The 25,524-nt window shown below is 70.7% G+C and carries 19 protein-coding genes and 1 pseudogene; 9 read left to right on the top strand and 11 right to left on the bottom strand.

What is annotated here, in order from left to right:
- Positions 1–15 precede the first annotated feature (15 nt).
- The 3 genes from ACIQI8_RS33400 to ACIQI8_RS33390 all read left to right on the top strand — a co-directional run bounded on the left by ACIQI8_RS33400 (position 16) and on the right by ACIQI8_RS33390 (position 4,303).
- On the top strand, positions 16–861 hold the full coding sequence (locus tag ACIQI8_RS33400) for an LLM class F420-dependent oxidoreductase (protein ID WP_402358786.1): 846 nt from the start codon (positions 16–18) through the stop codon (positions 859–861).
- A gap of 157 nt (positions 862–1,018) precedes the next feature.
- Positions 1,019–3,604, top strand: coding sequence for a bifunctional FO biosynthesis protein CofGH (locus tag ACIQI8_RS33395; protein WP_402358783.1), 2,586 nt, complete (start codon positions 1,019–1,021; stop codon positions 3,602–3,604).
- A gap of 141 nt (positions 3,605–3,745) precedes the next feature.
- A complete protein-coding gene (locus ACIQI8_RS33390) occupies positions 3,746–4,303 on the top strand; it encodes a hypothetical protein (protein WP_402358780.1) in 558 nt (185 codons plus the stop codon).
- 64 nt (positions 4,304–4,367) lie between these two features.
- On the opposite strand, the gene ACIQI8_RS33385 is transcribed toward ACIQI8_RS33390, so the two are convergent.
- A complete protein-coding gene (locus ACIQI8_RS33385; RefSeq protein WP_402358777.1) occupies positions 4,368–4,877 on the bottom strand; it encodes a DUF2165 domain-containing protein in 510 nt (169 codons plus the stop codon).
- 130 nt (positions 4,878–5,007) lie between these two features.
- Here ACIQI8_RS33385 and ACIQI8_RS33380 point away from each other — a divergent pair, with 130 nt between their 5' ends.
- Together ACIQI8_RS33380 and ACIQI8_RS33375 are read left to right on the top strand one after the other, a co-directional pair.
- Positions 5,008–7,404: a tetratricopeptide repeat protein gene (locus ACIQI8_RS33380; RefSeq protein WP_402358774.1), complete on the top strand. Its 2,397-nt coding sequence runs from the start codon at positions 5,008–5,010 to the stop codon at positions 7,402–7,404.
- Between the two features lie 140 nt (positions 7,405–7,544).
- The gene (locus tag ACIQI8_RS33375; RefSeq protein WP_402358771.1) at positions 7,545–8,660 is read left to right on the top strand and encodes an ADP-ribosylglycohydrolase family protein; all 1,116 of its coding nucleotides are present in this window, start codon (positions 7,545–7,547) and stop codon (positions 8,658–8,660) included.
- Between the two features lie 5 nt (positions 8,661–8,665).
- Here the strand turns inward: ACIQI8_RS33375 and ACIQI8_RS33370 are convergent, their stop codons facing one another.
- Positions 8,666–10,240 (bottom strand): sodium:solute symporter family protein, encoded by a 1,575-nt coding sequence (locus ACIQI8_RS33370; RefSeq protein ID WP_402358767.1) that lies wholly within the window; start codon positions 10,238–10,240, stop codon positions 8,666–8,668.
- Positions 10,241–10,401: 161 nt separating this feature from the next.
- Positions 10,402–11,190, bottom strand: coding sequence for an SDR family oxidoreductase (locus ACIQI8_RS33365; protein ID WP_402358764.1), 789 nt, complete (start codon positions 11,188–11,190; stop codon positions 10,402–10,404).
- Positions 11,191–11,286: 96 nt separating this feature from the next.
- On the opposite strand from ACIQI8_RS33365, the gene ACIQI8_RS33360 reads away from it, so the two are divergent.
- Positions 11,287–12,141 (top strand): hypothetical protein, encoded by an 855-nt coding sequence (locus ACIQI8_RS33360; protein WP_402358759.1) that lies wholly within the window; start codon positions 11,287–11,289, stop codon positions 12,139–12,141.
- A 120-nt stretch (positions 12,142–12,261) separates the two neighbouring features.
- On the opposite strand, the gene ACIQI8_RS33355 is transcribed toward ACIQI8_RS33360, so the two are convergent.
- From ACIQI8_RS33355 to ACIQI8_RS33345, 3 genes are all read right to left on the bottom strand, one after another.
- Positions 12,262–12,453, bottom strand: a complete 192-nt coding sequence (locus ACIQI8_RS33355; RefSeq protein ID WP_402358756.1) for a DUF397 domain-containing protein — start codon at positions 12,451–12,453, stop codon at positions 12,262–12,264.
- A gap of 208 nt (positions 12,454–12,661) precedes the next feature.
- Positions 12,662–13,519 carry a helix-turn-helix domain-containing protein gene (locus ACIQI8_RS33350; RefSeq protein WP_402358753.1) on the bottom strand — a complete coding sequence of 286 codons (858 nt, stop codon included), beginning with the start codon at positions 13,517–13,519 and terminating at the stop codon, positions 12,662–12,664.
- 338 nt (positions 13,520–13,857) lie between these two features.
- Positions 13,858–14,616 carry a GPP34 family phosphoprotein gene (locus tag ACIQI8_RS33345; RefSeq protein ID WP_402358750.1) on the bottom strand — a complete coding sequence of 253 codons (759 nt, stop codon included), beginning with the start codon at positions 14,614–14,616 and terminating at the stop codon, positions 13,858–13,860.
- 237 nt (positions 14,617–14,853) lie between these two features.
- On the opposite strand from ACIQI8_RS33345, the gene ACIQI8_RS33340 reads away from it, so the two are divergent.
- Both ACIQI8_RS33340 and ACIQI8_RS33335 read left to right on the top strand, forming a co-directional pair.
- Positions 14,854–17,775, top strand: a complete 2,922-nt coding sequence (locus tag ACIQI8_RS33340) for a D-alanyl-D-alanine carboxypeptidase (RefSeq protein ID WP_402358747.1) — start codon at positions 14,854–14,856, stop codon at positions 17,773–17,775.
- Between the two features lie 190 nt (positions 17,776–17,965).
- Positions 17,966–19,810 carry an MFS transporter gene (locus ACIQI8_RS33335; protein ID WP_402358744.1) on the top strand — a complete coding sequence of 615 codons (1,845 nt, stop codon included), beginning with the start codon at positions 17,966–17,968 and terminating at the stop codon, positions 19,808–19,810.
- Between the two features lie 262 nt (positions 19,811–20,072).
- On the opposite strand, the gene ACIQI8_RS33330 is transcribed toward ACIQI8_RS33335, so the two are convergent.
- Both ACIQI8_RS33330 and ACIQI8_RS33325 read right to left on the bottom strand, forming a co-directional pair.
- Positions 20,073–20,576 (bottom strand): glutathione peroxidase, encoded by a 504-nt coding sequence (locus ACIQI8_RS33330; protein WP_402358741.1) that lies wholly within the window; start codon positions 20,574–20,576, stop codon positions 20,073–20,075.
- 9 nt (positions 20,577–20,585) lie between these two features.
- Positions 20,586–21,569 (bottom strand): ArsR/SmtB family transcription factor, encoded by a 984-nt coding sequence (locus tag ACIQI8_RS33325; protein WP_402358738.1) that lies wholly within the window; start codon positions 21,567–21,569, stop codon positions 20,586–20,588.
- A 71-nt stretch (positions 21,570–21,640) separates the two neighbouring features.
- On the opposite strand from ACIQI8_RS33325, the gene ACIQI8_RS33320 reads away from it, so the two are divergent.
- Positions 21,641–22,879 carry an MFS transporter gene (locus ACIQI8_RS33320; RefSeq protein ID WP_402358735.1) on the top strand — a complete coding sequence of 413 codons (1,239 nt, stop codon included), beginning with the start codon at positions 21,641–21,643 and terminating at the stop codon, positions 22,877–22,879.
- Here ACIQI8_RS33320 and ACIQI8_RS33315 read toward each other — a convergent pair.
- The 3 genes and pseudogenes from ACIQI8_RS33315 to ACIQI8_RS33305 form a co-directional block, all read right to left on the bottom strand.
- Positions 22,847–22,924, bottom strand: a pseudogene (locus tag ACIQI8_RS33315) (DUF397 domain-containing protein); the annotation flags it as partial. The gene ACIQI8_RS33320 and the pseudogene ACIQI8_RS33315 sit on opposite strands and share 33 nt — an antisense overlap.
- Before the next feature lie 82 nt (positions 22,925–23,006).
- Complete coding sequence (locus ACIQI8_RS33310; RefSeq protein ID WP_402358732.1) at positions 23,007–24,191, bottom strand: DUF2235 domain-containing protein; 1,185 nt, start codon at positions 24,189–24,191, stop codon at positions 23,007–23,009.
- A 200-nt stretch (positions 24,192–24,391) separates the two neighbouring features.
- Positions 24,392–25,321: an N-acetylmuramoyl-L-alanine amidase gene (locus ACIQI8_RS33305; RefSeq protein ID WP_402358729.1), complete on the bottom strand. Its 930-nt coding sequence runs from the start codon at positions 25,319–25,321 to the stop codon at positions 24,392–24,394.
- Positions 25,322–25,524 lie beyond the last annotated feature (203 nt).

Here is a 25,524-nt window from a genome sequence, read left to right as displayed (position 1 = left end):
CGGTACAGATGGGGCATGCGTATCGCCGTAACGATCTTCCTCACCGACGAGACGATCGCCCCGACCCGGCTCGCTCGTGAGCTGGAGCAGCGCGGGTTCGCCGGCCTGTACCTGCCCGAGCACACGCACATCCCCGTCGAGCGGACGACCCCGTACCCGATGGGCGGCGAGCTGCCGCCCGAGTACGGCCGCACCCTCGACCCCTTCGTCGCCCTCGCCCAGGCCGCCGCGGTGACCGAGCGGCTCGACCTCGGCACCGGCATCACCCTGGTCGCCCAGCACGACCCGATCGACCTCGCCAAGCAGATCGCCACCCTCGACCACCTCTCCGGCGGCCGCTTCACCCTCGGCCTCGGCTTCGGCTGGAACGTCGAGGAGGCCGCGGACCACGGCGTGACCTGGCGGACACGGCGGGAACTGGGCCGGGACCGGATGGGTCTGATGCGGGCCCTCTGGTCGACCGAACCCACCGCCTACGACGGGGAGTTCGGCAGCGTGCGGGCCAGCTGGGCGTTCCCCAAGCCGGCCCAGAAACCGCGCGGCCCGGTCATCGGCCCCCGCACCCTCATCGGCGGAGCGGCGGGCCCGAAGCTGTTCACCCACATCACGGAGTACGCCGACGGCTGGATGCCGATCGGGGGGCGGGGCCTGACGGACACCTTGCCGGTGCTGCGGGCGACTTGGGCGGACGCGGGCCGAGACCCGGCGGCCCTCCAGATCGTCCCGTACGCGATCTACCCGACGGCGGGCAAGCTCGCGCACTATGCGGGCTTGGGCATCGAGGAGGTCGTCGTCCAACTACCCCCGGCGGGGGAGACGGAGGTTCTTGGGGTGCTGGACGAATACGCGGCGTACCTCTAAGCGGGCGTCGAGGTCACCCACCCAGGGGCGCGGGGCTGTATCACTCTGCGGCTCCGCCGCGTGGGCGCGACCAGCCACGACGCACTGACACCCGGCAACGTACTGCTCCACCCAGGACCCTCTCCGAACCCCCGGACCCCGAACGTATGCTCACTAAATGACGACTTCCGTGACTCCTGGAACCGGCCCGACCGAGAACTCCATGCGTCGCGCCCTCAAACGGGCTCGTGACGGCGTCGCCCTGGACGTCACCGAGGCCGCCGTGCTGCTGCAAGCCCGCGGTGAGTCCCTGGCCGACCTCACCGCATCCGCGGCCCGCGTGCGCGACGCAGGCCTGGAGGCAGCCGGCCGCCCCGGCGTCATCACGTACTCGAAGAGCGTCTTCATCCCCCTCACCCGCCTGTGCCGCGACAAATGCCACTACTGCACCTTCGTCACGGTCCCCGGCAAACTCCGCCGGGCCGGCCACGGCATGTTCATGTCCCCGGACGAGGTGCTGGACGTCGCCCGCAAGGGTGCGGCCCTCGGCTGCAAGGAAGCCCTGATCACCCTGGGCGACAAGCCCGAGGACCGCTGGCCCGAGGCGCGCGAGTGGCTCGACGCGCACGGCTACGACGACACGATCGCCTACGTCCGCGCCATCTCCATCCGCATCCTGGAGGAGACGGGCCTGCTGCCCCACCTCAACCCGGGCGTGCTGTCCTGGACCGACTTCCAGCGGCTGAAGCCGGTGGCGCCCTCCATGGGCATGATGCTGGAGACGACGGCGACCCGGCTCTGGTCCGAGCCCGGCGGTCCCCACTACGGCTCCCCGGACAAGGAACCCGCTGTACGGCTGCGGGTGTTGGAGGACGCGGGCCGCTCGTCCGTCCCCTTCACCTCCGGCCTTCTCATCGGCATCGGCGAGACGTACGAGGAGCGCGCGGAGTCCCTGTTCGCGCTGCGCAAGGTCTCCCGGTCGTACCACTCGATCCAGGAACTGATCATCCAGAACTTCCGCGCCAAGCCGGACACCGCGATGCGCGGTATGCCGGACGCGGAACTCGACGAACTGATCGCCACGGTGGCCGTCGCCCGGCACATCATGGGCCCCGGCGCCAACATCCAGGCCCCGCCGAACCTGGTCGACAGCGAGTACGAGCGGCTGATCGGCGCGGGCATCGACGACTGGGGCGGGGTCTCCCCGCTGACCATCGACCACGTCAACCCGGAACGCCCCTGGCCGCAGATCGAGGAGCTCACGGCCCGTTCCGCGGCGGCCGGTTTCGAGTTGAGGGAACGTCTCTGCGTGTACCCGGAGTTCGTCCGGCGCGGCGAGCCGTGGCTGGACCCGCGGCTGCGCCCGCACGTGGCCGCGCTGGCCGACCCGGAGACGGGCCTGGCCCGCCCCGACGCGGTGGTGGAGGGCCATGCCTGGCAGGAGCCGGAGGAGGCCTTCGTCGCCTCCGGCCGTACGGATCTGCACACCACGATCGACACCGAGGGCCGTACGTCCGACCGCCGTGACGACTTCGACGAGGTGTACGGCGACTGGGGCGCCCTGCGTGAGGCGGCGGCCCCCGGCATGGTCCCCGAGCGCATCGACACGGACGTACGGCAGGCGCTGGCGACTGCGGCCGACGACCCGACGAAGCTGACCGACGAGGAAGCCCTCGCCCTGCTGCACGCGGACGGTCCGGCGCTGGACGCGCTGACGCGGATCGCGGACGACGTGCGCAAGTCGGTGGTCGGCGACGAGGTGACGTACATCGTCACGCGGAACATCAACTTCACCAACGTCTGCTACACGGGCTGCCGTTTCTGCGCCTTCGCGCAACGCCGTACGGACGCGGACGCGTACACGCTGTCGTTGGACCAGGTGGCGGACCGCGCCCAACAGGCCTGGGAGGTCGGGGCCGTCGAGGTCTGCATGCAGGGCGGGATCCACCCCGACCTGCCCGGGACGGCGTACTTCGACATCGCGAAGGCGGTGAAGGAGCGGGTCCCCGGGATGCACGTCCACGCCTTCTCGCCCATGGAGGTCGTCAACGGCGCGACGCGGACCGGCCTTTCGATCCGCGAGTGGCTGAGCGCGGCGAAGGAGGCGGGCCTGGACACCATCCCCGGCACCGCCGCCGAGATCCTCGACGACGAGGTCCGCTGGATCCTGACCAAGGGCAAGCTGCCGACGGCGACCTGGATCGAAGTCGTCACGACCGCCCATGAGTTGGGCATCAGGTCGAGCTCGACGATGATGTACGGCCACGTGGACCAGCCGAGGCACTGGCTGGGCCACCTGAGGACGTTGGCGGGCATCCAGCAACGGACGGGCGGCTTCACGGAGTTCGTGACGCTCCCCTTCATCCACACCAACGCGCCGGTGTACTTGGCGGGGATCGCGCGGCCGGGCCCGACGATGCGCGACAACCGGGCGGTGACGGCGATGGCTCGTCTGCTCCTGCACCCGTACATCCCCAACATCCAGACCAGCTGGGTGAAGCTGGGCACGGAGGGCGCGGCGGAGATGCTGCGGTCCGGAGCGAACGACCTCGGCGGCACGCTGATGGAGGAGACGATCTCGCGCATGGCGGGTTCGTCGTACGGCTCGTACAAGTCGGTGAAGGACCTGATCGCGGTGGCGGAGGCGGCGGGCCGTCCGGCGAGGGCGCGGACGACCCTGTACGGCGAGGTGTCGGAGGAACGGCAGCGGGCGGCGGCGGCCTCGGACGGGCACCTGCCGGAGCTGCTGCCGGTGCTGGACTGAGGGGACGGGGGCTTCGGGCCGGGCGGGCAGAGGCTTGCGGCCGGCCAGGCGGAGGCTTCCGGCTGGGCGGGCGTCGAGGTCGGGGCCGGTACGATGATCCGACGCCCGTTCTCCGTTTGACGGGGATCCTTAGTCGAGGAGATGCGTGCCGTGCCAGCCCCGAAGGTCTGGGTTACCGGTCTGACGGTGGGAGCGATCGCCGCTGTCGTCGTCCTGGCCGTGCAGGCCGACAAGGGAACGAAGCCGGAGGCGGCCACCGCCCGCCCGAGCGCGTCCGCGACGGCGCATCCCAAGCCCACGAAGACGGCGGCGCCGGCAGCCGTGCCGGACGGCTCGGGCACCGGACGCCGGATCGTGTACTCCCTCGGCCAGAAACGGGTCTGGCTGGTCGACGCGACCGACACCGCGAGCCGCACCTTCGCCGTCTGGCCGGGGACGGTCGCCCCGGACCCCGGCACCTACACGGTCGGCAAGCGCAGGGAGGGCCCCCTCACCGGCTCCGACGGCGTACGGATCGAGCACGTCCTCTACTTCACCCTGAAGTCGGGCGTCAACGTCGCCTTCTCCAACGCGGTCGACGGCTCCTCCCCACCGCCCGCCTCCGGCGCCCAGACCGGCGGCATCCGGATGGGCACGGCGGACGGCGACGCGGTGTGGACGTTCGGCTCGGCGGGCACGAAGGTCACGGTCGTCGACTAGCGGTAGTCGGCTCGGCGGGCACGAAGGTCGCGGTCGTCGGAGGGCGGCGACGGACGGGCGATCGTCAGTCGGCGTCGGGCGCGGCGCCGGGCAGGTGGATCACCAGGAGCACCACCCCGCTCAGCAGAAACACCCGGGTCGCCGCCTCCAGCCCGTTCCAGTCCTCCGACTGCCACATCGCGAACCATTCCCCGCCGACCCCGATGAACCCGGCCCCGAAGAGCACCATCAACATCAACAGCCCGTACGTGGAGACCTGCCGAGCCCGCCCGTACTCCCGCCGCCCCCAGAACCAGGTCCCGCCGATCAACACCACCGCGGCCACGACCTCCCACGCGATGATCACGACATACGCGGCGTCCTGCAGCCCATGACTGGTGACCGCCCGCCACATCAGGTCGTCGTCCTTGAACGTCGTGTCCATCGCCAGCACATGCCGCACGAACTGCTGATTGCTGTCGAAGTCGGTGATGTTCCCGAACGCGACCAGGGCGATGTAGAGCGCGACGGTCGCCGTGAGAAGGGTCGCGGCGAGGGGGAGGGCACGCGAGGCGCGTGAGGTGGGAGTGGTCATGGGGATGTCCTTCCCCTCCTGACGGAGTGGGCCGCGTCGGCTTTGAGCCAGAACTCCCCGCCGTGTGGCCGCTGGGCGACAATGGCCCCACCCGGCCCCAGAGGCAACCGGCGGACAAGGGAGCGCAAGGGTGGCGCAGGCGCGGCCGTCGATGCAGGAACTGATCCGGCGGCGCAGGCGGGCCGGATTCGTCGGGAGGGGTGCCGAACGGGCTGCCTTCCGGGGGAACTTCGACCTCCCGCCCGAGGACGAGCGGCATCGGTTCCTCTTTCACGTGCACGGCAATGCGGGGGTCGGGAAGACCTTTCTCGTACGGGAGTTGGAGCAGCTCGCCCGGGAGGCCGGGGCGCTCACCGCGTACGTCGACGAAGGCGTCGGCAGCGTGCCGGAGGCCATGGGGGTTGTCGCGCGTCAATTCGCCGGCCAGGGGCGGCGGTTCAAGGAGCTCGACCGGCTGCTCGTCGCCCATCGGGAGCGGCGGCACGAGGCCGAGGCCGCGCTCGCGCTCGAGGGGGACGGGGGCGGGCCGTCCGTGGGGAGCGTGGTGGCGGCACGGGCCGGGTTGGTCGGGTTGGGGATGGTGCCGGGGGTGGGGGCCCTGGCGGGTGTGCTCGACGCCGGCCAACTCGCCCAGGGCGCCGAGCGGTTGAGGGCCGGGCTCAGTGCGCGCTTCCGCAGTCAGGAGGACGTGCAGTTGGTGTTGGCGCCCGAGAAGGTGCTGACGCCGGTGCTGCTCGGGGAGCTCGGCGAGGCGGCGTCAGCGGCCCCTTGGGTCGTCCTGTTCTTCGATACCTACGAACGGACGGCGCCGTTTCTCGACGGGTGGCTGCACGAGGTGATGACCAGTGACCGGTACGGCACCCTGGCCGCCAACGTCGTCATCGTGACCTCCGGCCAACGCCCCTTCGACACCGCCCGTTGGGGCGCTTTCGCCGACTTCATGACGGACGTGCCGCTGGGGCCGTTCACGGAGGCGGAGGCCCGGGGCCTGTTGGCGGGCAAGGGAGTTGTGGACGAGCCCGTGGTGGAGGAGGTGCTGCGGCTCACCGGCGGGCTCCCGGTGCTGGTGTCGACGCTCGCCGAGCAGCACCCCGCCGACCCGGACGACGTGGGCGACCCCAGCGCCACGGCCGTCGAGCGCTTCCTGAAGTGGGAGCAGGACCCGGTGCGCCGCGCGGTGGCGCTCGCGTGCGCGTTGCCCCGCGGCCTGGACATGGACGTGTTCCGGGCCGCCGTCGACTGCCCGGAGGAAGAGGCGGACGCGCTGTTCGCCTGGCTGCGCGGGCTGCCGTTCGTCGACGACCGCGGCGGTGACCGGGTCCGCTACCACGACCTCGTGCGCGAGCCGATGCTCCGCCTGCAGCGCCGCCGCTCCCCACGCGGTTGGACCGAACGCCAGACCCGGCTCGCCGAGGTCTTCGGCCGGTGGCGGACGGAGGCCGAACTGGGCCGGGAGCCCGAGGAGTTCAGGGCCGACGAGGAGTGGCGCGCACTGCGGCTCGCCGAGTCCTACCACTCCCTGTGCGCACGGCCCCGGACCGCACAGGCCACGCTCCCCGCCGACATCGTCGCCGCCTGCTCGTACGGCGACGACGTGGTGGGCCGCTGGGTACGGCTGGTGGCCGAGGCCGGCGAGGACACGGACGCGGAGACCGTACGGACGTACGGCCGGGCCCTGACGGACGCGTTCGCGGACGGGGGTACGGCCGGGCTGCTGGGGCTGTTGCTGAGTCGCGCGCGGGGCGACGAGCCCTGGCGCGCGGAGGCCTGGTCGCACCAGGGCGACGCCCTGGCCCGGGGCGGTGAGTTCGAGCGGGCGCTGGAGAGTTGGGACCGCGCGCTCGCCCTTGAGCCGGATCTCGTACGGGCTCTGCGGGCGAAGGCCGTGACCCTGGGCGGGATGGGCGACTACGAGGCGGCGCTGCGGGGGCTGGACCGGGTGGTGGCGCTGGAGCCGGCCAACGCCTACCACCACATCCTGCGCGGCGAGCACCACCGTATGGCGGGCCATCCGGACGAGGCGGTCCGCGACCTGGACGAGGGCCTGCGCCTGGATCCGAGCAGCGACTTCGGCTGGGCCTCCCGGGGCACCGCCCACTTCGTCCGAGGCGAACTCGACCTGGCCCTCGCCGACTTGAACCGCGCCCTGGACCTCAGGCCCGCCTACGCCTGGGCGCTCGTCCGCCGGGCCCGGGTGTGGCGTGACCTCGGCGACCCCGGGCGTCGGCTGGCCGACCTCGACCGCGCCGTCCAGCTGGAACCCGACTGGGCCTGGAGCTACTGCGAGCGCGGCGACGCCCTGCGCACCGCCGGCCGCGACGAGGAGGCCCTCGCCGACTACGACCTGGCCCTCGCTCTCGACCCCGACTACGCGTCCGCGTACGCCAGCCGGGGCGCGACCCTGGCGAACCTGGGCCGCGACGCCGAGGCCCTGACCGACCTGGACCGCTCCCTGGAACTCAATCCCTCCTCCGCCTGGGCCCAGGAGCAGCGGGCGACCGTACGGCGGAGACTGGATGGGATATGACCTGATTTGGCGGATCCTCGACCGTTCATGACCGCACGCCGAACATGTCGCGCATCCTCCCGCCCCCTCAACCCACCGTCCCCGTTCGATTACAGTGCTGTGCTGTCGTGCGTAGAGGTGGTGCCGTCGGGGAGGTCTTGGTGGGTGCGACAGCCGGGGCCGTCTGGGGCCGTGCCGAACAGCAGGACTTCCGCAGCCGGGTGCGCGGGACGCTCCTGGGGGTCTCCGTCGGGGACGCGCTGGGCGCGCCCGTCGACGAGCTGGACCTGGAGGAGATCAGGGAGGCGTACGGCGCGGAAGGCGTCGCCGATCTCGTCTTCGCCTACGGCCGGCGCGGCGCGGTCACCCATCTCACGCAGCTCACGCTGTTCTCCGTGGACGGGCTGATACGGGCCCAGGTGCGCCGTGACACGGGCGCCTGGCATCCGCCGACCGATCTGCACCGGGCGTATCTGCGCTGGGCCTCCACCCAGCGGGACTGGGGGCCCGACGAGCGCCGCAAGGACGACGGCTGGCTGGCCCGCGAGGAGTGGCTGTACGCCCGGCGCGAGCCGACCCGCGCGCTGCTCATCGGGTTCGGCGACGACACCATGGGCACGCTGGAGTCCCCCAAGAACCCGGCCGAACTCGGCCCGGAGGCGACCGCACGCTCGGCGCCCTTCGGGCTGCTCGTCGGCTGGGAGCCACAGCTCGTCGTCCAACTCGCCGTGGAGTGCGCGGCGCAGACCCACGGGCACCCGACGGCGTACCTGTCGGCGGGGGCGTACGCCGTCATCGTGCACGGGCTCGCGCGCGGTGAGAGCCTCGACGCGGCCGTGCAGCGGGCGCTGGGGCTGCTGGCGGCGCGGCCGGGGCACGAGCACGTCTCCGACGCCCTGCAGCACGCCCTGGGCGCCGTCCGGCAGGGCATGCCCACGCCGGCGCGGGTGGAGGAGCTGGCGGCGGACGGCTCGGCGGACGGGGTGCTGGCGGCCGCCGTGTACTGCGCCCTGGTCGGCGAGGACGTCCGGCACGGACTGTGCCTCGCGGTCAACCACGACGGCCCCTCGGGCGCGACCGGCGCCCTCACCGGCGGCCTCCTTGGCGCCCTGCACGGCGAAACGGCCCTCCCGCCGGCCTGGCTGGCCGAGCTGGAGGGCCGTCCCACACTGCTGGAACTGGCGGACGACTTCGCGATGGAGATGACCCAGGGCCCTGCGCTGCACGGTCCCGGTGGATCGTCCCCCGGGTGGCTGGTGCGCTACCCGCGGGCCTGAGCGGGTCAGTCCTTGGTCGGTGACGTGGCGACCGTGTCCTCGACCGGGCCGGCCGGGGCCGGTACGGCGACCGCCGCGCTGTCGTCGTCCGTGTTGATCGTCTCGATGACCGCGAGCCGCTCCGGGGTGTCCTCCGGCTTCAGGAAGCCGACCAGGATGTACAGGATCAGCGACACGGCCAGCGGGATCGACACCTGGTACTGGAGCGGGACACCGCCGTCGACGTTCCAGTTGATCGGGTAGTTGACCAGCCAGAAGGCGAGCAGACCCATGGACCAGCTGGTGAGCGCCGCCGTCGGGCCGGAGCGGCGGAACGGGCGGAGCAGACCCAGCATCATCGGGATCGCGATCGGACCCATGAGACCGGCGACCCACTTGATCACGACGGTGATGATGTCGTTGAAGGTCGGCGAGTTGACCTGGGTGGCCACCGCCATGGACAGGCCGAGGAAGAGGACGGTGGTGACGCGGGCCGCGATCAGCCCGGCCCGCTCGTTCCAGGCCCGCGCCGCCTTGGACACCACAGGAGCCACGTCACGGGTGAAGACGGCCGCGATCGCGTTGGCGTCGGAGGAGCACATGGCCATGGTGTGCGAGAAGAAACCGACGATGACGAGGCCCAACAGACCGTGGGGGAGGAGTTGTTCGGTCATCAGGGCGTACGAGTCGGAGCCGTCCGGCTTCTTCGCGGTCACCAGCAGCGGCGACATCCACATCGGGAAGAACAGGACCACCGGCCAGATCAGCCACAGCGCCGCCGACAGCCGGGCCGAGCGCTCGGCCTCGCGCGGGCTGCCCGTGGCCATGTAGCGCTGGGCCTGGTTGAGCATGCCGCCGTTGTACTCGAAGAGCTTGATGAAGAGGAAGGCGAGCAGGAAGACCGTGCCGTACGGGCCGACCAGCGGCTTGCCGTGGCCGTGCAGGGCCGGCTCGTCCCAGGCGCCGAGGAAGCCGATGCCCTTGTCGTTGAGCTTCAGCACGACGGCGACGAACATCGCGACACCGGCCAGCAACTGGATGATGAACTGGCCCAGTTCGGTCAGCGCGTCGGCCCACAGGCCGCCGATCGTGCAGTAGACCGCCGTGATCGCGCCGGTGATGAGGATGCCCTGGTTCAGGGAGATCCCGGTGAACACCGACAACAGGGTCGCGATCGCGGCCCACTTGGCGCCGACGTCGACGATCTTCAGCAGCATGCCGGACCACGCGAGGGCCTGCTGCGTCTTCAAGTCGTAGCGGTTCTTGAGGTATTCGAGCGGAGAGGCCACGTGCAGCCGTGAGCGCAGCCGGTTGATGCGCGGCGCGAACAGCTTGGAACCGATGGCGATGCCCAGCGCGATCGGGAAGGACCAGGTGATGAACGACGTGACGCCGTAGGTGTAGGCGATGCCCGCGTAGCCCGTGAACATCACCGCGCTGTAGCCCGACATGTGGTGCGAGATGCCGGACAGCCACCAGGGCATCTTGCCGCCGGCGGTGAAGAAGTCGCTGACGTTGTCCACTCGCTTGTGCGACCAGACGCCGATGGCGATCATCACGCCGAAATAGGCGATGAGCACAGCCCAGTCGAGACTGTTCATGGGTCCCCTTCCATGTTCCCGCTGCCGGGGTCGGGCATGTGAACTCTGGGCGGGGTGGCGTGCCCACGGCAAGCAAGTGGTAGGTCAAGAGACTGTAAAATCGTTCCGCTTGCTGTCCTGGGTTTATGTATCTGAACAGTCGATCGACTGTGAAAGTGACGTCATCGCATCAACTCACCCGCGTTGACCAGCAAGGACTGTCCTGTGATCGCTCGCGCGCGGTCCGAGGCGAGAAATACGGCCGCGTCCGCCACGTCCCCGTCCGTGGCGAGGTCCGGCAGCGCCATCCGATCCGTCAGCCGCTTCAGTACGTCCGCCTCCGGCACCCCTTCCGTGTGCGAGGTGAAGTGCACGAACGCCTGCACCGGCGGCCCCCACATCCAGCCCGGCAGCACGGTGTTGACCCGGATCCGGTCGGGCCCCAGCTCCCGCGCGAGCGAGTACATCGCGCTCGTCAGCGCCCCCTTGGAGGCCGCGTACGCCGCCTGCCGCACCTGGGAGGGGGCCGCGACCGCCGACTGCGTCCCGATCAGGACCACCGACCCGCCCCCGGCCGCCCGCAACCCCGGCAGACAGGCCCGCGCCATTCGCAGCGACCCCAGCAGGTTCACGTCGATCACCGCCTGCCAGGTCGCGAAGTCGGCGTCCTCCACCCCGCCGAAGTAGCTGTCCCAGGCGGCGACCTGGACGACCGCGTCGATCCGCCCGAACCGCTCCCGCGCGAGCGCGGCGAGAGCCTCGCACTGCGCCTCGTCGGTGATGTCGGTCGCCCGGTACGCCGTGTGCGCCCCGTCCGGATCGATGTCGGAGGCGCTCTTGGCGAGGTTCGCCTCGGTGCGCGCCCCGAGCACCGCGTTCCCGCCGTCGCGCACGACCGCCGCCGCGACCTGATGACCGAGCCCGGCGCCGACTCCCGACACGACGACCGTCTTGCCCGCGAGCAGTGACATGAGAGACCTCCGACCCAGCGCTTCCCTGACCCTGGCGCTTTTTCTGACGGGGCGTCAGAGTATGGGCGACCGGCGGACGAAGGAAGGGGAGCGCCCATGTCCGAGGGCCCCGAAAAGACAGACACCCGCAGTCAGACGTACGCCGAACTGGCCGCCGTCGGCCCGTACGGAGTCCGCCCGGGCCACGCCCTGATCACCATGGTCGAGCCGCACCCGGGCCACGAGTACGCGTACAACCGCTGGTACGAGGACGACCACTACTACGCCGGTGCGATGGCGATGCCCTGGATGTACGCCGGGCGCCGCTGGGTCGCCACCCGGGATCTCCAACTCCTGCGCTACCCGGAGAAGTCGGCGATCGCCCAGCCGGTCGCGGCCGGCTGCTACCTCTCCACGTACTGGATCACCGACGGCCGCTACGACGACCACATGAAGTGGACCGTGGCGATCAACAGGCGGCTCAACCGGGACGCCCGGGTCTACCAGGACCGCACCCACGTCTTCACCGCCTTCCAGGACCACGAGGCGAGCGTGTACCGGGACGGGGCGGCCGGGCCGCGAGACTTCCACGCCCTCGACCACCCCTACGCGGGGCTGGTGTTGGAGGTGATCGACGCCGAATCGGCGGAGCAGCGGGCCGAGTTGGCGGAGTGGTTGCGTTCACGCCATCTGCCCAAGCGGATCGCCGGATCGCCGGCCGCGCTGGTGACCGTCTTCCGGCCGACGCCCCTGCCCGGTGATCGGATGACCTATGTCAAGCAGGTCGAAGGGGTCGACACCCGGCTGACCCTGCTGTGGTTCCTGGAGGCCGACCCGCGCGAGTGCTGGGATGCGCACTTCACCGGACTGGACGAGCAGATCGCCGAATCGGGCCTGGGGCGGGTCGAGTTGGTGGCGCCGTTCATCCCGACTGTGCCGGGGACGGACACCTATGTGGACCGGCTGCGCTGACCGGAGGCGTCAGAAGCGTGAGGGCACAAGCCGAGCCCCCTCGGCAAGGACGGCGAGCTGGTCGAGAGGGCCCTGGGTGGTGCAGCTTGTGAAGTTGTCGCATGTGTGACTGACGTGCTGTTACGCCTTGACCGAGGCCACGAAGGCGTTCCACGCGTCGGAGGGGAAAGCCAGTTCCGGTCCTTCGGTGACCTTGGAGTCACGGACGGACAGGCCCTCGGTGACCGGGGACTTGACCTCGACGCAGGCGCCGTTCCCGGTGGAGTAGGAGGACTTGGTCCAGGTGGCCGTGGCGCCCTGACGAATTGCCATTTTTGCTCCGTATTGCCAGATGACGAGTTGCTGGTTTGCGCCAACCTTTGTGTCTGATTGGCGTGATCGACGGTACTCGCCAACCTCCGCGTACGAAGCGACTATTCACTCGTCTGAATGGCATATTCCAGGTGGGTCTTCCAATTCGGCCTACGGAAGGTGTACTCTGCCGCCGCTTCCGTCGAAGACCGCCTCGGAAGGCCCTGGTTCACCGCGCGTACTCCTTCGCGATGTCCGCGATGAACTGCCGCGACTGGTCCGCGTTCAGCGCCTGCGCCCTCAAGTGCTCGTACATCACGCTGTACTTCTGGACGTCGTTCGCCTTCTCCAGATACAGGTCGCTGGTCACGCCCTCGATGTAGACGACGCTGGAGTCCGCCGCGTCGGGGAACTCAAGGATCGCGTACTGGCCGTTCACGCCCGGGTGCGCGCCCATCTCGAAGGGGATCACCTGCACGGTGACGTGCGGCAGTTGGGACTGCTCGACGAGATGCTCCAGCTGGTCGCGCATCAGGGAGCGGTTGCCGACGATCCGGCGTACAGCCGCCTCGTCCATCACCGTCCACAGGCGCAGCGGGTTCTCCGGGGCGGTGATTCGTTCCTGCCGGCGCAGCCGCACCTGGACGCGCTTCTCCACGTCCGCGGCGGCGGTCTCCGGCAACGCGCCCGCGATCAGCGCCTCGGCGTACTGCCGGGTCTGCAACAGACCGGGGACGACCTGGGGATCGTAGACGCGCAGACTCGCCGCGTCCGTCTCCAGTCCGATGTAGACGCTGTAGGGGATGTCGCCGAAGGAGTGCCACCAGCCCTGCTGGCGCGAGTCCTTGGCCATCTGCATCAGCGAGTCGACGATGCGGACGTCCTCGACCTCGTAGACCCCGCACAGATCGCGGACGTCACGCTGGCTGATGCTGCGCCGGCCGTTCTCCAGCCGGCTGATCTTCGACTGCGACACCAGCAGTCGCTCGGCGACCTCCTCGGCCGTCATGCCCTTCAGCTCACGGAGCCGGCGCAACTCTTGACCCAGCCGGCGTCGCCGGACGGTGGGATTGACACTGGACGCCACGGGACGTGCACCTCCGGCTGCGGACCTACGTTTGCCACTTTGCGTATCTGCTGTTGAGCAGATTGCCACCAAGGTGGTTACTACCGCTGGGAAACGTTGGATATGCGGCAGGTCCGGGCCGTATTCGAGATTTCCGAAAGCCCCTCGGCTCTTTTCACGGACCCGGCCGAGACGCGGCCGAGCGGGGTGAAGAGACGTTACGTCTGCTTCACCCCGCTCGGTCCAGCGGCTCCCGTACCGGGTCATGGGGACTTGCGGTGCGGCGCTTGGCGGTGCGGTTCTGCGGTCGTGCGGTTCTGCGGTGGTGATGTCGTACGGCGATGTCGTGGAACTGCGGCTCAGTGGGCCACGACACGCGCCATGGAACTGCGGTGCGGCTGCATCGGAACACCGCGAGCGGGTTCGGATGCCTGCCTGACCGGTGGTCCGACCGCCTGCCGGCCGGCCGGGGCCGGACTGCGACGCGGCTGGGCCGCCACACCGTTCTGGACGTCCATCACGGCGTGTGCCACGAGGCCGCCCATCGGGTCGTGCCGGATCAGATCCCGCAGCCGGGAGCGGGACGAGCGTCCCTCATTGCCCGGATACAGGTGCTTGCCGAGGCCGACCGCGTGAGCGAGCGCGGCCAACGCCGCGGTCCGTGGGTCCGGCGGTACGCCGGTACGGATCGCGGAATCCAGCCGGGCACGGATCTCCCGGCTGATGGCGTTGTCCGTCGCCTGATAACGAGTCGTCGGCAACACCCCGCACATCTGGCCCGCCACGGCATGCACCATGCCGCACCGCTCCAGATGCGAGAGGTAGGTCTGGCGCAACCCCAGTCGGGGCCCGCCGATCCAGTGGACCGCACGCACCGGAGCGCCACGCCTTCGCAGCAACTCCAACGCGCAGTCCAGTGTCGGATCTCCAGTCGGCCGTGGTGCCACCACGGCGATACGATCCCCGTCTGGGGCTATCCGTCCGGCCAGCGCCAGCTCCACTAGCTGTGCTCCGGCCAGACCGAGGTCGAGCGACTGCGGCTGTGCAGTGGTACCCGTGGTCGGGTCCAATGCCAGCAGCAGAAGCTCTTCCGGAAGTGTTCTGCGGCTCCTGCCCATCCATGCCTCCCCGCGTGGATGAAAGACAGGGTGACCCCTCTCACATTGGTCTGTCGAGGGTGCGTGACCTCTTTGTAGTGGAACCGGTAGGTATGTCGTTCTCGTCTACCGCAGAGGTTAAGCCCGCACACAGGACACTGGTACATGGTTCGGACAGCGTCGGGGAGGCGTAGTCCGAGCGGGCGGTCAGACGGTTCGGTAGCCGCGCGGACGGCGTGCGGCAAGGAGGAGGCACCGGTGGCGGGCGAGTCCCCCGACAGGTCGAAGCAGCGCGAGTCGTCGATCGAATCGACGTCGGGGAGCGCGGGTCCGGTTCCCGAGGCGAGGACGCGGCAACGCGATCCGCGCCTGGCGGTGAGCAGGGACCCGGAGCGGCCGGCCCCCGCGCCGGAGGCCGGCGCCCGGGGCGGGGTGGACACGGCGACGCGGGTCTTCTCGGTACGGGATCTGGCGACGGACGCGGAACCCGGGGCCGGGCCGGACGCGGAACCCGAGGCCGGGCCGGACGCGGCCCAGTCGGAGGCGGACGCGGAGTCGGAGGCGGACGCGGAGTCGACCGAGGTCGATGAGTCCGCCGAGAGTGCCAAGGGCGCCGAGGGTGCCGAGGGTGCCGAGGGTGCCGAGGGTGCCGAGGGTGCCGAGGGTGCCGAAGGCGGCGGGACTGTTCAGGGAGGCGAAGGGGCGGTCGGGGACGCGGGCGCGTCCGGCGACGGGACCTCTCAGTCCTCCGATGATTCCGAGGACGCCGAGAGCTCCGAGGGCGCCGGCGGGACCGGGGGTGACTCCGAGGAGGCCGCTGCGGTGGCCGACGAGGCCGCCGACGACGAGGCCGGGGGCGACGAGCCCGAGGACGCGCCGGTCGACGCCGTCCCGGTGGACGTGACCGAGCCCGAGGACGCTCGTACGGACGCCGACGTGAGCGACAAGGCTCCGGAGCCGGCCGACGCGGTCGCCGGGGACGATGAGGCTGAGGATGCCCCTGCGGGGGCCGGGCGGGCGGACACAGTCCAGCCGGAAGACGCCCCGGTGGGCGTAGGCGTGCGCGATGAGGCTCGCGATAAGGCACCGGAGCCCGCCGACGCGGTCGCCGCGGACGATGAGCCTGAGGACGCTCCTGTGGGCGCCGGCCGGGCGGACGTGGCCGAGTCCGAGTCCGGGCCCGAGCCCGAGGACGCCCCGATGGGCGCAGGCGTGCGCGTTGAGGCTCGCGATAAGGCGCCGGAGCCTGCCGACGCGGCCGTCGCCGACGGTGAGCCCGAGGACGCGCCTGTCGACGGCAGCCGGGCGGACGCGGGCGAGCCGGAAGACGCGCCGGTGGGCGTAGGCGTGCGCGATGAGGCTCGCGATAGGGCCCCGGAGCCCGCCGACGCGGTTGTCGCCGATGATGAGCCCGAGGACGCGCCTGTCGACGGCAGCCGGGCGGACGCGGGCGAGCCGGAAGACGCGCCGGTGGGCGGAGGCAAGGTCGCCGATGCCGAGGACGCGTCCGAGGGCGGTGGTGACGATGACGGCGTGGCCGGGGAACCCGCTGTCGATCAGCACACCACCATGCTCAAGCGGCCCCAGCTCGACCAGCCGACCACCATGCTCAAGCTCGGCGACTTCAGGGCCCCGAAGGCATCCGATGCCGCCAAGACATCCGATGCCCCCAAGCCTGCTGACGCCCCTGAGCCTGCTGACACCCCCAAGCCCGCCGACGCGGTCAAGGCGGGTCCGCCCGCCAAGGCGCCCGCCGCCAAAGCTCCCGAGCAGGAAGCCGAGCGCACCAGCAAGTTCGTCGCGCTCAAGCCGCTCGACCAGCCGCCGGTGCGGAAGCCGGCCGACGCGACCGCGCCCGTTCCGCAGGTCGGGCCCGAGCGGACCACTCAGCAGCCGTTGCCGCCGAAGCCGCCGCTGGATCTGCTGGCCGAGCTGACCAACACCCCGCCGCCGCCCCAGACTCCGGTCCGCACGCTCGTGCGGCGGGTCAAGATCTGGACCCCGCTGGTCCTGCTGCTGGCAGTCGTGTTTGCGATCGTGCAGGCCATGCGCCCGCTGCCGACCCCCTCGCTCCAGCTCACCGCCGACGACTCCTACACCTTCGACGGCAGCAAGGCCGACCTCCCGTGGCCGTCCGAGGGCCAGGGCAGCCTCGACATCGACGGCATCGGCACGATGGGCGCCTTCGGCAAGCAGACGCCCGTCGCGATCGGCTCGGTCGCCAAGGCCATGACGGCGTACATCGTCCTCAAGGACCACCCGCTGAAGGCGGGCGCCGAGGGCGAGAAGATCACCGTGGACGCGCTGGCGGAGAAGGAGGGCGGCTACGACAAGGACGGTGAGTCCACCCTCAACACCGTCAAGAAGGGCGACATACTCACCGAACAGCAGGCCCTGTCCGCGATCATGATCCCGTCCGCGAACAACATCGCGCGTCTGCTGGCCCGTTGGGACGCCGGTTCCGAGGCCGCGTTCATCAAGAAGATGAACGACACCGCCAAGGAACTCGGCATGACGGGCACCAAGTACACCGACGCCTCCGGCCTCAAGGAGACCACCGTCTCCACCGCCGCGGACCAGGTGAAGCTCGGCAACGAGCTGGTGAAGATCCCGGCGCTGATGGAGATCACCAAGCTGCCCAGCTGGAAGGACCCGTCGGGCAAGACCTGGAACAACTACAACCGGCTCGTCCCCTACAACGGCGCCCTCGGCATCAAGACGGGCACGACCACCAAGGCCGGCGGCAACCTCCTGTTCGCCGCCACCAAAAAGGTCGGCGGCGAGACGGTCACCGTGGTCGGCGCGATCCTCGGCCAGCACACGGCGCCGATCATCGACACGGTCAACGCCGTCAGCAAGACCGCGATGCTGGCCGCGCAGGACGCGCTGACCTCGACGAAGATCCTGAAGAAGGGCACCGTCGTCGGCTACGTGGACGACGGCCTCGGCGGCCACACCCCGGTCGTGCTCACCAAGGACGTCACCGCGGTCGGCTGGGCCGGCCTCAAGGTGAAGCTGTCCTTCGCCGCCGACGACGTACCGCACACCGCGAAGGCCGGCACCAAGGTGGGCACCCTCACCGTGGGCGACGGCTCCGGCGGCGCGGTCAAGGTCCCGGTCACCCTGCGGTCCGACCTCACGGAGCCCGGCTTCACCGCCAAGCTGACGCGTATCGGCTGATCCGGAACGCCGCGAGACATCTGCCGCCCGCGCACCCCGTCGGTGGGCCCCACCCGGGCGCTCCCCGGCGGGGTGCGTGCTAGCGTCACGAAACGGGGCAGGCCGGAGCGCTCGGGACGCGCACAGACGGCAGACCTGAACGAGAAGAAGACCTGAACAGAAGACGGGACACCACGGGGAGTGCCTTCAGGTGGCCACAGCGGAGCCGACACGTGCCGACGACGCCGATCCGGGCCCGGTATCCGGCCCGCGAATACGCGTGCCCGAGGCACGGTCCGAGGGGTGGGAGACCCGGCTGCCAGGTAGGGCCCCCGCCGTGGTGTCCGCCCTGCGTGAGCGCTTCCTGCGCCACCCGGTGCTCTCCTTCACGGCGCTGTCCGGCGTCCTGCACATCGCCTGGTTCTTCACGTTCGCGAACAGTGGCGGCGACCTCGCGGCCCAGGACGCGTGGGCCGAGTTCGTCGGCCGGCACCCCGACTCCGCGTACAACCTCGCCTGGTACGGCGGTATGCACCCGGTGTCGTACAGCATGGTGTCGCCGTATCTGATGTCCGTCCTGGGCGTCCGTACGACGATGATGATCGCCGGCACGATCTCGGCGGGGCTGCTGACGCTGATCCTGCTGCGCAGCCGGTCGGTGCGGAATCCGCTGTGGGCCTCGCTCGCCGGCGTCTTCGCCTTCCTGTGCAACGCGGCCTCGGGCCGGGTGACGTACGGCCTCGGTACCGTCTTCGCGCTCGGCGCGGTCGCCGTCGTCTTCTGCTGGCCGCACCGCTGGCGCTACAAACGCTGGGCGAAGGCCCTGTGCGCGGCCCCGCTGGCCGCGCTCGCGACCATGGCGTCACCGGTGGCGGGGCTGTTCGTGGGGCTGGTGGCGGTGGCCCTGTTCCTGCAGAAGCGCCGCCCGGGCGCCTGGGCGTTGGGGATCGCGCCCGTCGTGGTCGTGGCCGTCTCGGCCTGGCTGTTCCCGTTCTCGGGCACGCAGCCGATGAAGTTCGGCTCGATGATCCTGCCCTTCATCTCGGCCGTCCTCGTCTTCGCGCTGGTCCCCAAGGAGTGGAAGACGGTCCGCCTGACGTCCGCGGTGTACGGCCTGGCCGTCCTCGGGGTGTGGCTGGTCAGTTCGCAGATCGGCTCCAACATCACCCGCCTCGCGATGCTGTTCGCGGGCGTGGCGCTGGTCGCGGCGCTGCCGTTCATGGTGCCGCGCTCGCGCACCTGGTACGTGACCGTGCTGGCGATCGTCGGCTTCACCTTCTGGATCGGCTTCAAGTCGGTCGACGACGTCGTCGTCACGACCCCGACCGCGTCCTGGACGCGCGAGCTGGCGCCCCTGGTGAACGAACTCCAGGAGGTCGGCGCCGCCAAGGGCCGGGTCGAAGTCGTGCCCGCGGCCTCCCACCGGGAGGCCTCCGCGCTCGCGCCCTACGTCAACCTCGCCCGCGGCTGGAACCGCCAGGCCGACATGGAGCGCAACCCGCTCTTCTACGACGACACCCTCAACTCGGCGAACTACCACGAGTGGCTGCAGCGCTGGGCCGTCCACTTCGTCGTGCTGCCCAAGGACCAGCCCGACGGCGACGGCGGCGCGCGCGAGCGGCAGCTGGTGCAGCGGGGGATGCCGTATCTGAAGCAGATCTGGGGCGACGCCAACTGGCAGCTGTTCCAGGTCACCGACCCGACCCCGCTCGCGGACTCGCCCGCCACCGTCGACCGCGCGGAGCAGGGCGAGCTGACCATCGAGGTCAAGACGCCCGGCCGGATCCTGATCCGCGTCCCCTACTCGCCGTGGCTCGGCCTGGTCGACGCCAAGGGCAAGGGCGTGAAGCCACCGCAGGAGACCCAGGCGTCCAAGCACCGGGCCGACGGCACGCCGAAGTCGTTCGACAACGTCAACGGCTGTCTGATGCAGACGGAAGAGGACGACAAGGGCGACAAGTGGACGATCCTGGTGGCGCCGAAGGCGGGGACGTATCGGTTGGGTGCGCCCTATCAGTTGCCGCGGGGCACTCCGTGTCCGGACGAGTTGAAGTGACCGTCGGCTTGGAGTGACCGCCTGCCTGAACTGACCGTCGGCTTGGAGTGACCGTCGGCCGGGGCGGGCGTTCTGGGGGCTGCCGCCCCCAGGCCCCCGCTTCGGCCTGAACGGCCTCGTCCTCAAACGCCGGACGGGCTGAGGGGGTGGCCGCCGGACCTCAGCCGCCGGTTGGGATGAGGGGGTGGCTGCCCGGTCTCAGCCGTCGGGCGGGCTGAAGGGGTGGCCGCCGGATCTCAGCCGGCGGTTCTCACCCCTTCGCTCAGGCGAGTTGTGCCTCTACCGCCGCCACGACCTCCGCCGCATCCGGTTCCGTCTTCGGGGAGAAGCGGGCGACGACCGTGCCGTCGCGGCCGATGAGGAACTTCTCGAAGTTCCAGCGGATGTCGCCGGTGTGGCCCTCGGCGTCGGCGAAGCCGGTGAGGCGCTGGTAGAGCGGGTGCCGGCCCTCGCCGTTCACCTCGACCTTCTCGGTCAGCGGGAAGGTCACGCCGTACGTCGCCGAGCAGAACTCGGCGATCTCCCCGGCGCTGCCGGGCTCCTGGCCCATGAACTGGTTGCAGGGCACGCCGAGGACGGTGAAGCCCTGGTCGGCGTACTGCTCCTGGAGCTTCTCCAGGCCGGTGTACTGCGGGGTCAGGCCGCACTTGGAGGCGACGTTGACGATGAGGACCGCCTGTCCTGCGTACTGGGAGAGGTCCGCCGAGCCGCCCTTGAGGGCACCGATCTCGACGTCGAGGGGGGAAGAACCATCTGTAGTCGTCATAAGCGGATGCTAACTCCGCTCGGTGTCGGCCCGGTTCTGGGCCTCCACGAGCACCTCCCCGGCCGCCGCCCGCGAGTACAGCACCGACCGCCCGGCCCGCCGCCGCTCCACGAGACCCGCGTCCAGCAGCACCTTCAGATGGCGGCCCACCGAGCCCAGGCCCTGGCCGGTCACCGCGACCAGCTGGCTCGTGCTCATGGGGGAGTCGAGCAGGACGAGGACGCCGGCGCGGGCGGCGCCGAGCAGCGCGCCCAGGCTGGTGGGCACGGTCCGGTTGCCGGGGTCGGCGAGGGCGCCCGCGCAGGCGTAGACGAGCGCGTAGATCTCGGCCTCCTCCCAGGACACCCAGCCGGTCTTCGGGGTGACCGGCATGAAGACCAGTTCGGCGCCGGAGATCTCGCGGGGCGGGTACTCCTGCCGGTTCACCTGGAGCCGGTTCTCGCCGAGCCAGCGCATCCGCCCGGGATGCAGGGAGTCCAGTACGGCCGCCCAGCCGCCCTGGCCGACCTGCGCGGTCCGCGCGACCACGTCCGCCTCCAGGACCCGCCGACGCCGGTCCCAGTCCGGTCGTACGGTCTCGGTCCAGACGTACTCCAGGAGCGCGGCGGCCCGGTCGGGGAGGTCGTCGCGGTCCAGTACGGCGGGCAGCGGGCCGGGGGTGGAGACGGTGAGGTGGGCGCGGGCCGCGGCCGGGTCGGCGGACCGCACGCGGGCGACGACCTCCTCGAAGCCCTCGCCGTCCTTCTGGGTGGGGCAGAGGAAGTCGGCGATCCAGGAGCGGCCCAGGCCCGCGTGGACGAGCTGCGCGGTCACGGGGTCGGCGGCGAGCCGGGCGCGGTAGCCGGGCAACTGGTCGCGCAGCCAGGCCTGTTCACCGGGGTGCGCGGCCGTGCCCGCGTGCAGCAGTTTCAGGGCCGCGAAGGTCTCGGCGAACGGGGAGATGACGAAGCGGCTGCGGGCGAGCGTGTCCGCGTTGAGCTGCCACCACCCCATGCGCACCCCCCGGTGTTGCGCGTCCGCGCGAAAGAATACGACGCCGCTGCGCGCCCCCGCAGACTCCGCCCATGCGCAGCTACCGCGAGCTCTTCCGCACGCCCGAATACACCCCGTTCTTCTCCGCGTTCACCGCGCAGGGCGCGGCCCTGACGATCGGCGGTCTCGCCCTCGCCACGATGGTCTACCGGGCCACCGACTCACCGCTGCTGTCGGCGCTGAGCATGTTCGGGCCGCAGCTCGCGCAGATGGTCGGGGCGACCTTCCTGCTCTCGGGCTCCGACCGGCTGCCGCCGCGGGCGACCCTGACCGGCATGAACCTGGCCTTCGCCGCGGTGACGGTGCTGCTGGCGCTGCCCGGCCTGCCGATCGGGGCGGTCTTCGGCATCCTCTTCCTCCAGGGCCTGGTCGCCTCGCTGGGCGGGGGAGTGAGCGGCGGCCTGCTGAACGAGATCCTGCCCAAGAACGGCTATGTACTGGGGCGTTCGGTCTTCAACATGGTCTTCGGGCTGACGCAGGTCGTCGGGTTCGCGCTGGGCGGCGCCCTGTTGGCGGTCCTGTCACCGCGCGTCTGCCTGCTCCTGGCGGCAGCCCTGTACGCGGTCGCGGCCCTCGTCTTCCGGCTGGGCCTGACCGCCCGTCCGCCCCGCACCGCGGGCCGCCCGTCGGTCAAGGCGACCTGGCACACGAACGCCCTCCTCTGGTCCTCGCGCCCCCGCCGCCTCACCTACCTGGGCCTGTGGATCCCCAACGGCCTGGTGGTCGGCATCGAGTCCCTCTACGTCTCCTACGCACCGCACGCCGCCGGTGTGCTGTTCGCGTGCGGGGCGCTGGGCATGTTCGTGGGCGATGTCACCGTCGGCCGCCTCGTACCGCCCGCGTGGCGCCCCCGGCTGGCCACCCCGCTGCTCCTCCTCCTGGCCACGCCGTATCTCCTCTTCGCCCTGCGACCGGCGCTGCTGTGGGCCGCCGCGCTGACCACCGTCGCCTCCGTCGGCTACGGCGCGAGCCTGGCCCAGCAGGAACGCCTGATGTCCCTCACTCCCGACGAACTCGCGGGCCACGCCCTCGGGTTGAGGGGCGCCGGCATGCTGACGATGCAGGGCGTGGGCGCGGCACTGGCGGGCTCGGCGGCCCAACTCACCTCACCGGCAACGGCGATGCCCATGATGGCGGCGGCGTCGATCTCGGTGACCCTGGCGCTGTCGGCGGCCGGCAGGCGCGAGGAGCGCGGTCCAGGTGTCGGCGGTGACGGTGAAGGTGGGGCCACCGGTGTGCTTGGAGTCGCGGACGTGGATCGTGCGGGGTGAGGCGGCGACTTCGAGGCAGGCGCCGCCCTGCTCGACGGAGGCGATTGCCGGATGAACTGCCCGTCCCGGCGCGTACGTTCACCCTCTGTCACCCGTACAAGAAATCTGTACGGGTCGGCGGTGTCGATCAGTCGGGCGGCAGCGGCACCCGCTCGATGTGCTGTTCGCCGAAGTCCCTGAGGTAGTCGTCGAGCCCCGGCGGGTCGTAGTCGGCCTGCTCCTCCCGGCGGCGCAGCAGGGCCGTGTCGGCCAGGTACTCGCGGCCGTCGAGGAGTTCGGTCTTCTTGTCGGTCGCGCGGCCGATGGGGCGGTGGAGGGGCTTCGAGAGGCGGTACAGGCCGGTCCGGGAGTTGTGCAGGGGGCCCGACGGGCTGGGGTCCACGGTGAATTCGATGCTGTCGTCCGCGTCCGTGGGATCCGGGTCCTGATCCACCGTCTCCGGCTCCGGCCGGCCCGCCGTTGACCGGTCGGAACCTCCGGAGGTGAACGCGTCGGCCTCGAACTCCAGGCCGTACGCGCGGGCGTGGTCGACCATCCAGTGCAGGGTGATGTCGGACAGGCCCGACTCCGGGTAGCCGCCGCCGATGTCGGTGTGCACCCCGGCGAACCAGACCTGCTTCAGCTCCTGGCCCTTCGCGAACGCGCCGGGCTGCTGGTGCCACAGCGTCGGCGCGAACGCCGAGCGCTGCTCGTCGATGGCCAGGGCGTGGAAGGCGCCGTTCACCCAGCTGCTCAGCTCGGTGTCGTGGAAGGACCAGCGGCGGTTGAACCGCTCGACCAGCCACCGGAAGGGGCGGGGGCCGGGCAGCGCCGGGATGCCGAGGGCGCCGACCGTGTCCCACACGCCTATGAAGCGGATCTCGGTCTCGTAGGAGTACGCCCGGCGGAAGAGGGTCGCGGCCACGCTGGTCGGTCTGTTGGCGCGGCTGCGGTACAGAGCCCACGCCTCCCCGATCCGGTCGGCGTGCTCCGGGCGCGGTATGCCGCAGTTGCGGATCAGCCCCGCCAGGCTGCGGGCCGTGAACGCGCCCCGGCTGAACCCGAACAGGTAGAGCTGGTCGCCGGGTTGGTAGGTGTGGACGAGGAAGCGGTACGCGTCCAGGACGTTGCGCGAAAGGCCCGCTCCGAAGGCGCCGCCCCGCAGCCGCTCACCGCGGAGGGTGCCGACGCCCTTGCCGTAGTAGACCCGTTGCTCGGTGCCCACGGCCGAATGTGGCCGTACGGCCAGGGCCACCTTGGTGACGTTGGTCTTGGACTGCTGGTCGGCGATGTTCCAGGTCCCGTCGCAGCAGACGACCAGATGCTTGGCCATGGAGATGCCTCCTCCGGGTTGCGCTCACTCCACAGAGCCGTCAGGGCGGTCCCGGGGAGGTCCTTTTCGGACAAGACCCCGGGACCGCCCGGAAGATACAGCCGGAAGATACCGCCGGAAGATGTGGGTGGTAGGGAGAGGACGTGTGCGAGGCGTGGGCCGGGCGTGGCGGCTGATACCGGTGGCCTTGGCCGCCGGTATCAGGCGACCACGGTGAACAGGCCGGACGCGTCGCCGAGTTTGCCGAGGGAGATCTTGCCCGGGATGCCGTTCGCGTCGGCGCCCGTGTAGTGCAGCTGGTGCTGCCACTTGGCGTACGCGGCGACCGTGGTGGAGCCGAAGGAGCCGTCGCCGGCGTAGGTCTTGGCCAGGTAGCCCAGCTTGACCAGTGCCGCCTCGACGAGGTTCGTGCCCGCCATGTAGCTGACGTGACCCTGCTTGGCGCCCGGGTCGGTCTTCGCCGCCTTGACCAGTCGGGAGAGGTCGACGCGGGGCTTGTTGGCCTTGCCGGGGAGCGGCTTGCCAGGGGTGGACTTGCCGACCGTGAGGGCGAGTTGCTTCTTCACGTCGGCCCGGAAGTCGTCCATGTCGAAGCTGGGGTCGATCTTGCCGGGCTGGACCTCCTTGTGTCCGGCGACGGACTTCTCCGACCAGCCGTGCGCCCGGCACAGCGCGGCGGCCCACAGCACGGCCTGCCGGTACTGCGCGTCCGGGTAGGGGTCCTTGCCGTTGCCCAGGTTCTCGATCTCCAGGCCGTACAGCACGTCGTTGCCGTCGGCGTTGGCCTGGTCGTCGTGCGGGAGCGACTTCTCCTCGCGCAGTGCGTTCAGTACGTCGAGGTCGACGGAGCCGGCGTGGTTGGTGCGGCCGTGGCCGATCATCCACAGTCCGTCCGTCTTGCCGAGCCAGGCGTGGCACAGCGGGCCCGGGAGATCTGATCTGCCCTTGTAGCAGAGCTCCTTGTCGCCGTGTCCGGCGGTGTGGTGGATCAGCACGCCGATCACGGGACCGAAGGATTTGCCGGTCGCCGCGTCACGGTTGTGGGTCTTCCAGCCGGCGTGTTCGTGGACGGTGAGTCCCTCGGCCTTTAAGGCGGTCAGGGTCTTCGCGGCGGAGAGCGGTGTGGCCATGGGTGGAGTCCTTTCGGGACGGTGGGCCGGTGGACGGAGGTCGTGCGCGTCAAGATCATGCGTACCTGGGCTGTGGGGGGCTTCCGGGCCGTGCGTGCCCGGGCCGTGGACAACCAGGTTCCGCGTCTCGGGATCGTGTGCCAAAGAGGACGCGCGGTTGGGGTCGTTCGTTTCGAGATCGTGCCTTCAGAACCTGTGAGGTG

Source organism: Streptomyces sp. NPDC092369, assembly GCF_044755245.1.
Lineage (GTDB): Bacteria > Actinomycetota > Actinomycetes > Streptomycetales > Streptomycetaceae > Streptomyces.
The sequence above is the reverse complement of the archived record's forward strand: the minus strand, read 5'-3'. Positions and strand labels throughout refer to the sequence as shown.

What these genes read in the sequence shown, in the direction of transcription:
- ACIQI8_RS33355 (WP_402358756.1), bottom strand. Translation starts at nt 12,453, where the DNA reads ATGGCAATTCGTCAGGGCGCCACGGCCACCTGGACCAAGTCCTCCTAC.
- ACIQI8_RS33365 (WP_402358764.1), bottom strand. Translation starts at nt 11,190, where the DNA reads ATGTCACTGCTCGCGGGCAAGACGGTCGTCGTGTCGGGAGTCGGCGCC.
- ACIQI8_RS33395 (WP_402358783.1), top strand. Translation starts at nt 1,019, where the DNA reads ATGACGACTTCCGTGACTCCTGGAACCGGCCCGACCGAGAACTCCATG.
- ACIQI8_RS33390 (WP_402358780.1), top strand. Translation starts at nt 3,746, where the DNA reads ATGCGTGCCGTGCCAGCCCCGAAGGTCTGGGTTACCGGTCTGACGGTG.
- ACIQI8_RS33305 (WP_402358729.1), bottom strand. Translation starts at nt 25,321, where the DNA reads ATGGCCACACCGCTCTCCGCCGCGAAGACCCTGACCGCCTTAAAGGCC.
- ACIQI8_RS33330 (WP_402358741.1), bottom strand. Translation starts at nt 20,576, where the DNA reads ATGACGACTACAGATGGTTCTTCCCCCCTCGACGTCGAGATCGGTGCC.
- ACIQI8_RS33360 (WP_402358759.1), top strand. Translation starts at nt 11,287, where the DNA reads ATGTCCGAGGGCCCCGAAAAGACAGACACCCGCAGTCAGACGTACGCC.
- ACIQI8_RS33320 (WP_402358735.1), top strand. Translation starts at nt 21,641, where the DNA reads ATGCGCAGCTACCGCGAGCTCTTCCGCACGCCCGAATACACCCCGTTC.
- ACIQI8_RS33400 (WP_402358786.1), top strand. Translation starts at nt 16, where the DNA reads ATGCGTATCGCCGTAACGATCTTCCTCACCGACGAGACGATCGCCCCG.
- ACIQI8_RS33325 (WP_402358738.1), bottom strand. Translation starts at nt 21,569, where the DNA reads ATGGGGTGGTGGCAGCTCAACGCGGACACGCTCGCCCGCAGCCGCTTC.
- ACIQI8_RS33310 (WP_402358732.1), bottom strand. Translation starts at nt 24,191, where the DNA reads ATGGCCAAGCATCTGGTCGTCTGCTGCGACGGGACCTGGAACATCGCC.
- ACIQI8_RS33345 (WP_402358750.1), bottom strand. Translation starts at nt 14,616, where the DNA reads ATGGGCAGGAGCCGCAGAACACTTCCGGAAGAGCTTCTGCTGCTGGCA.
- ACIQI8_RS33370 (WP_402358767.1), bottom strand. Translation starts at nt 10,240, where the DNA reads ATGAACAGTCTCGACTGGGCTGTGCTCATCGCCTATTTCGGCGTGATG.
- ACIQI8_RS33385 (WP_402358777.1), bottom strand. Translation starts at nt 4,877, where the DNA reads ATGACCACTCCCACCTCACGCGCCTCGCGTGCCCTCCCCCTCGCCGCG.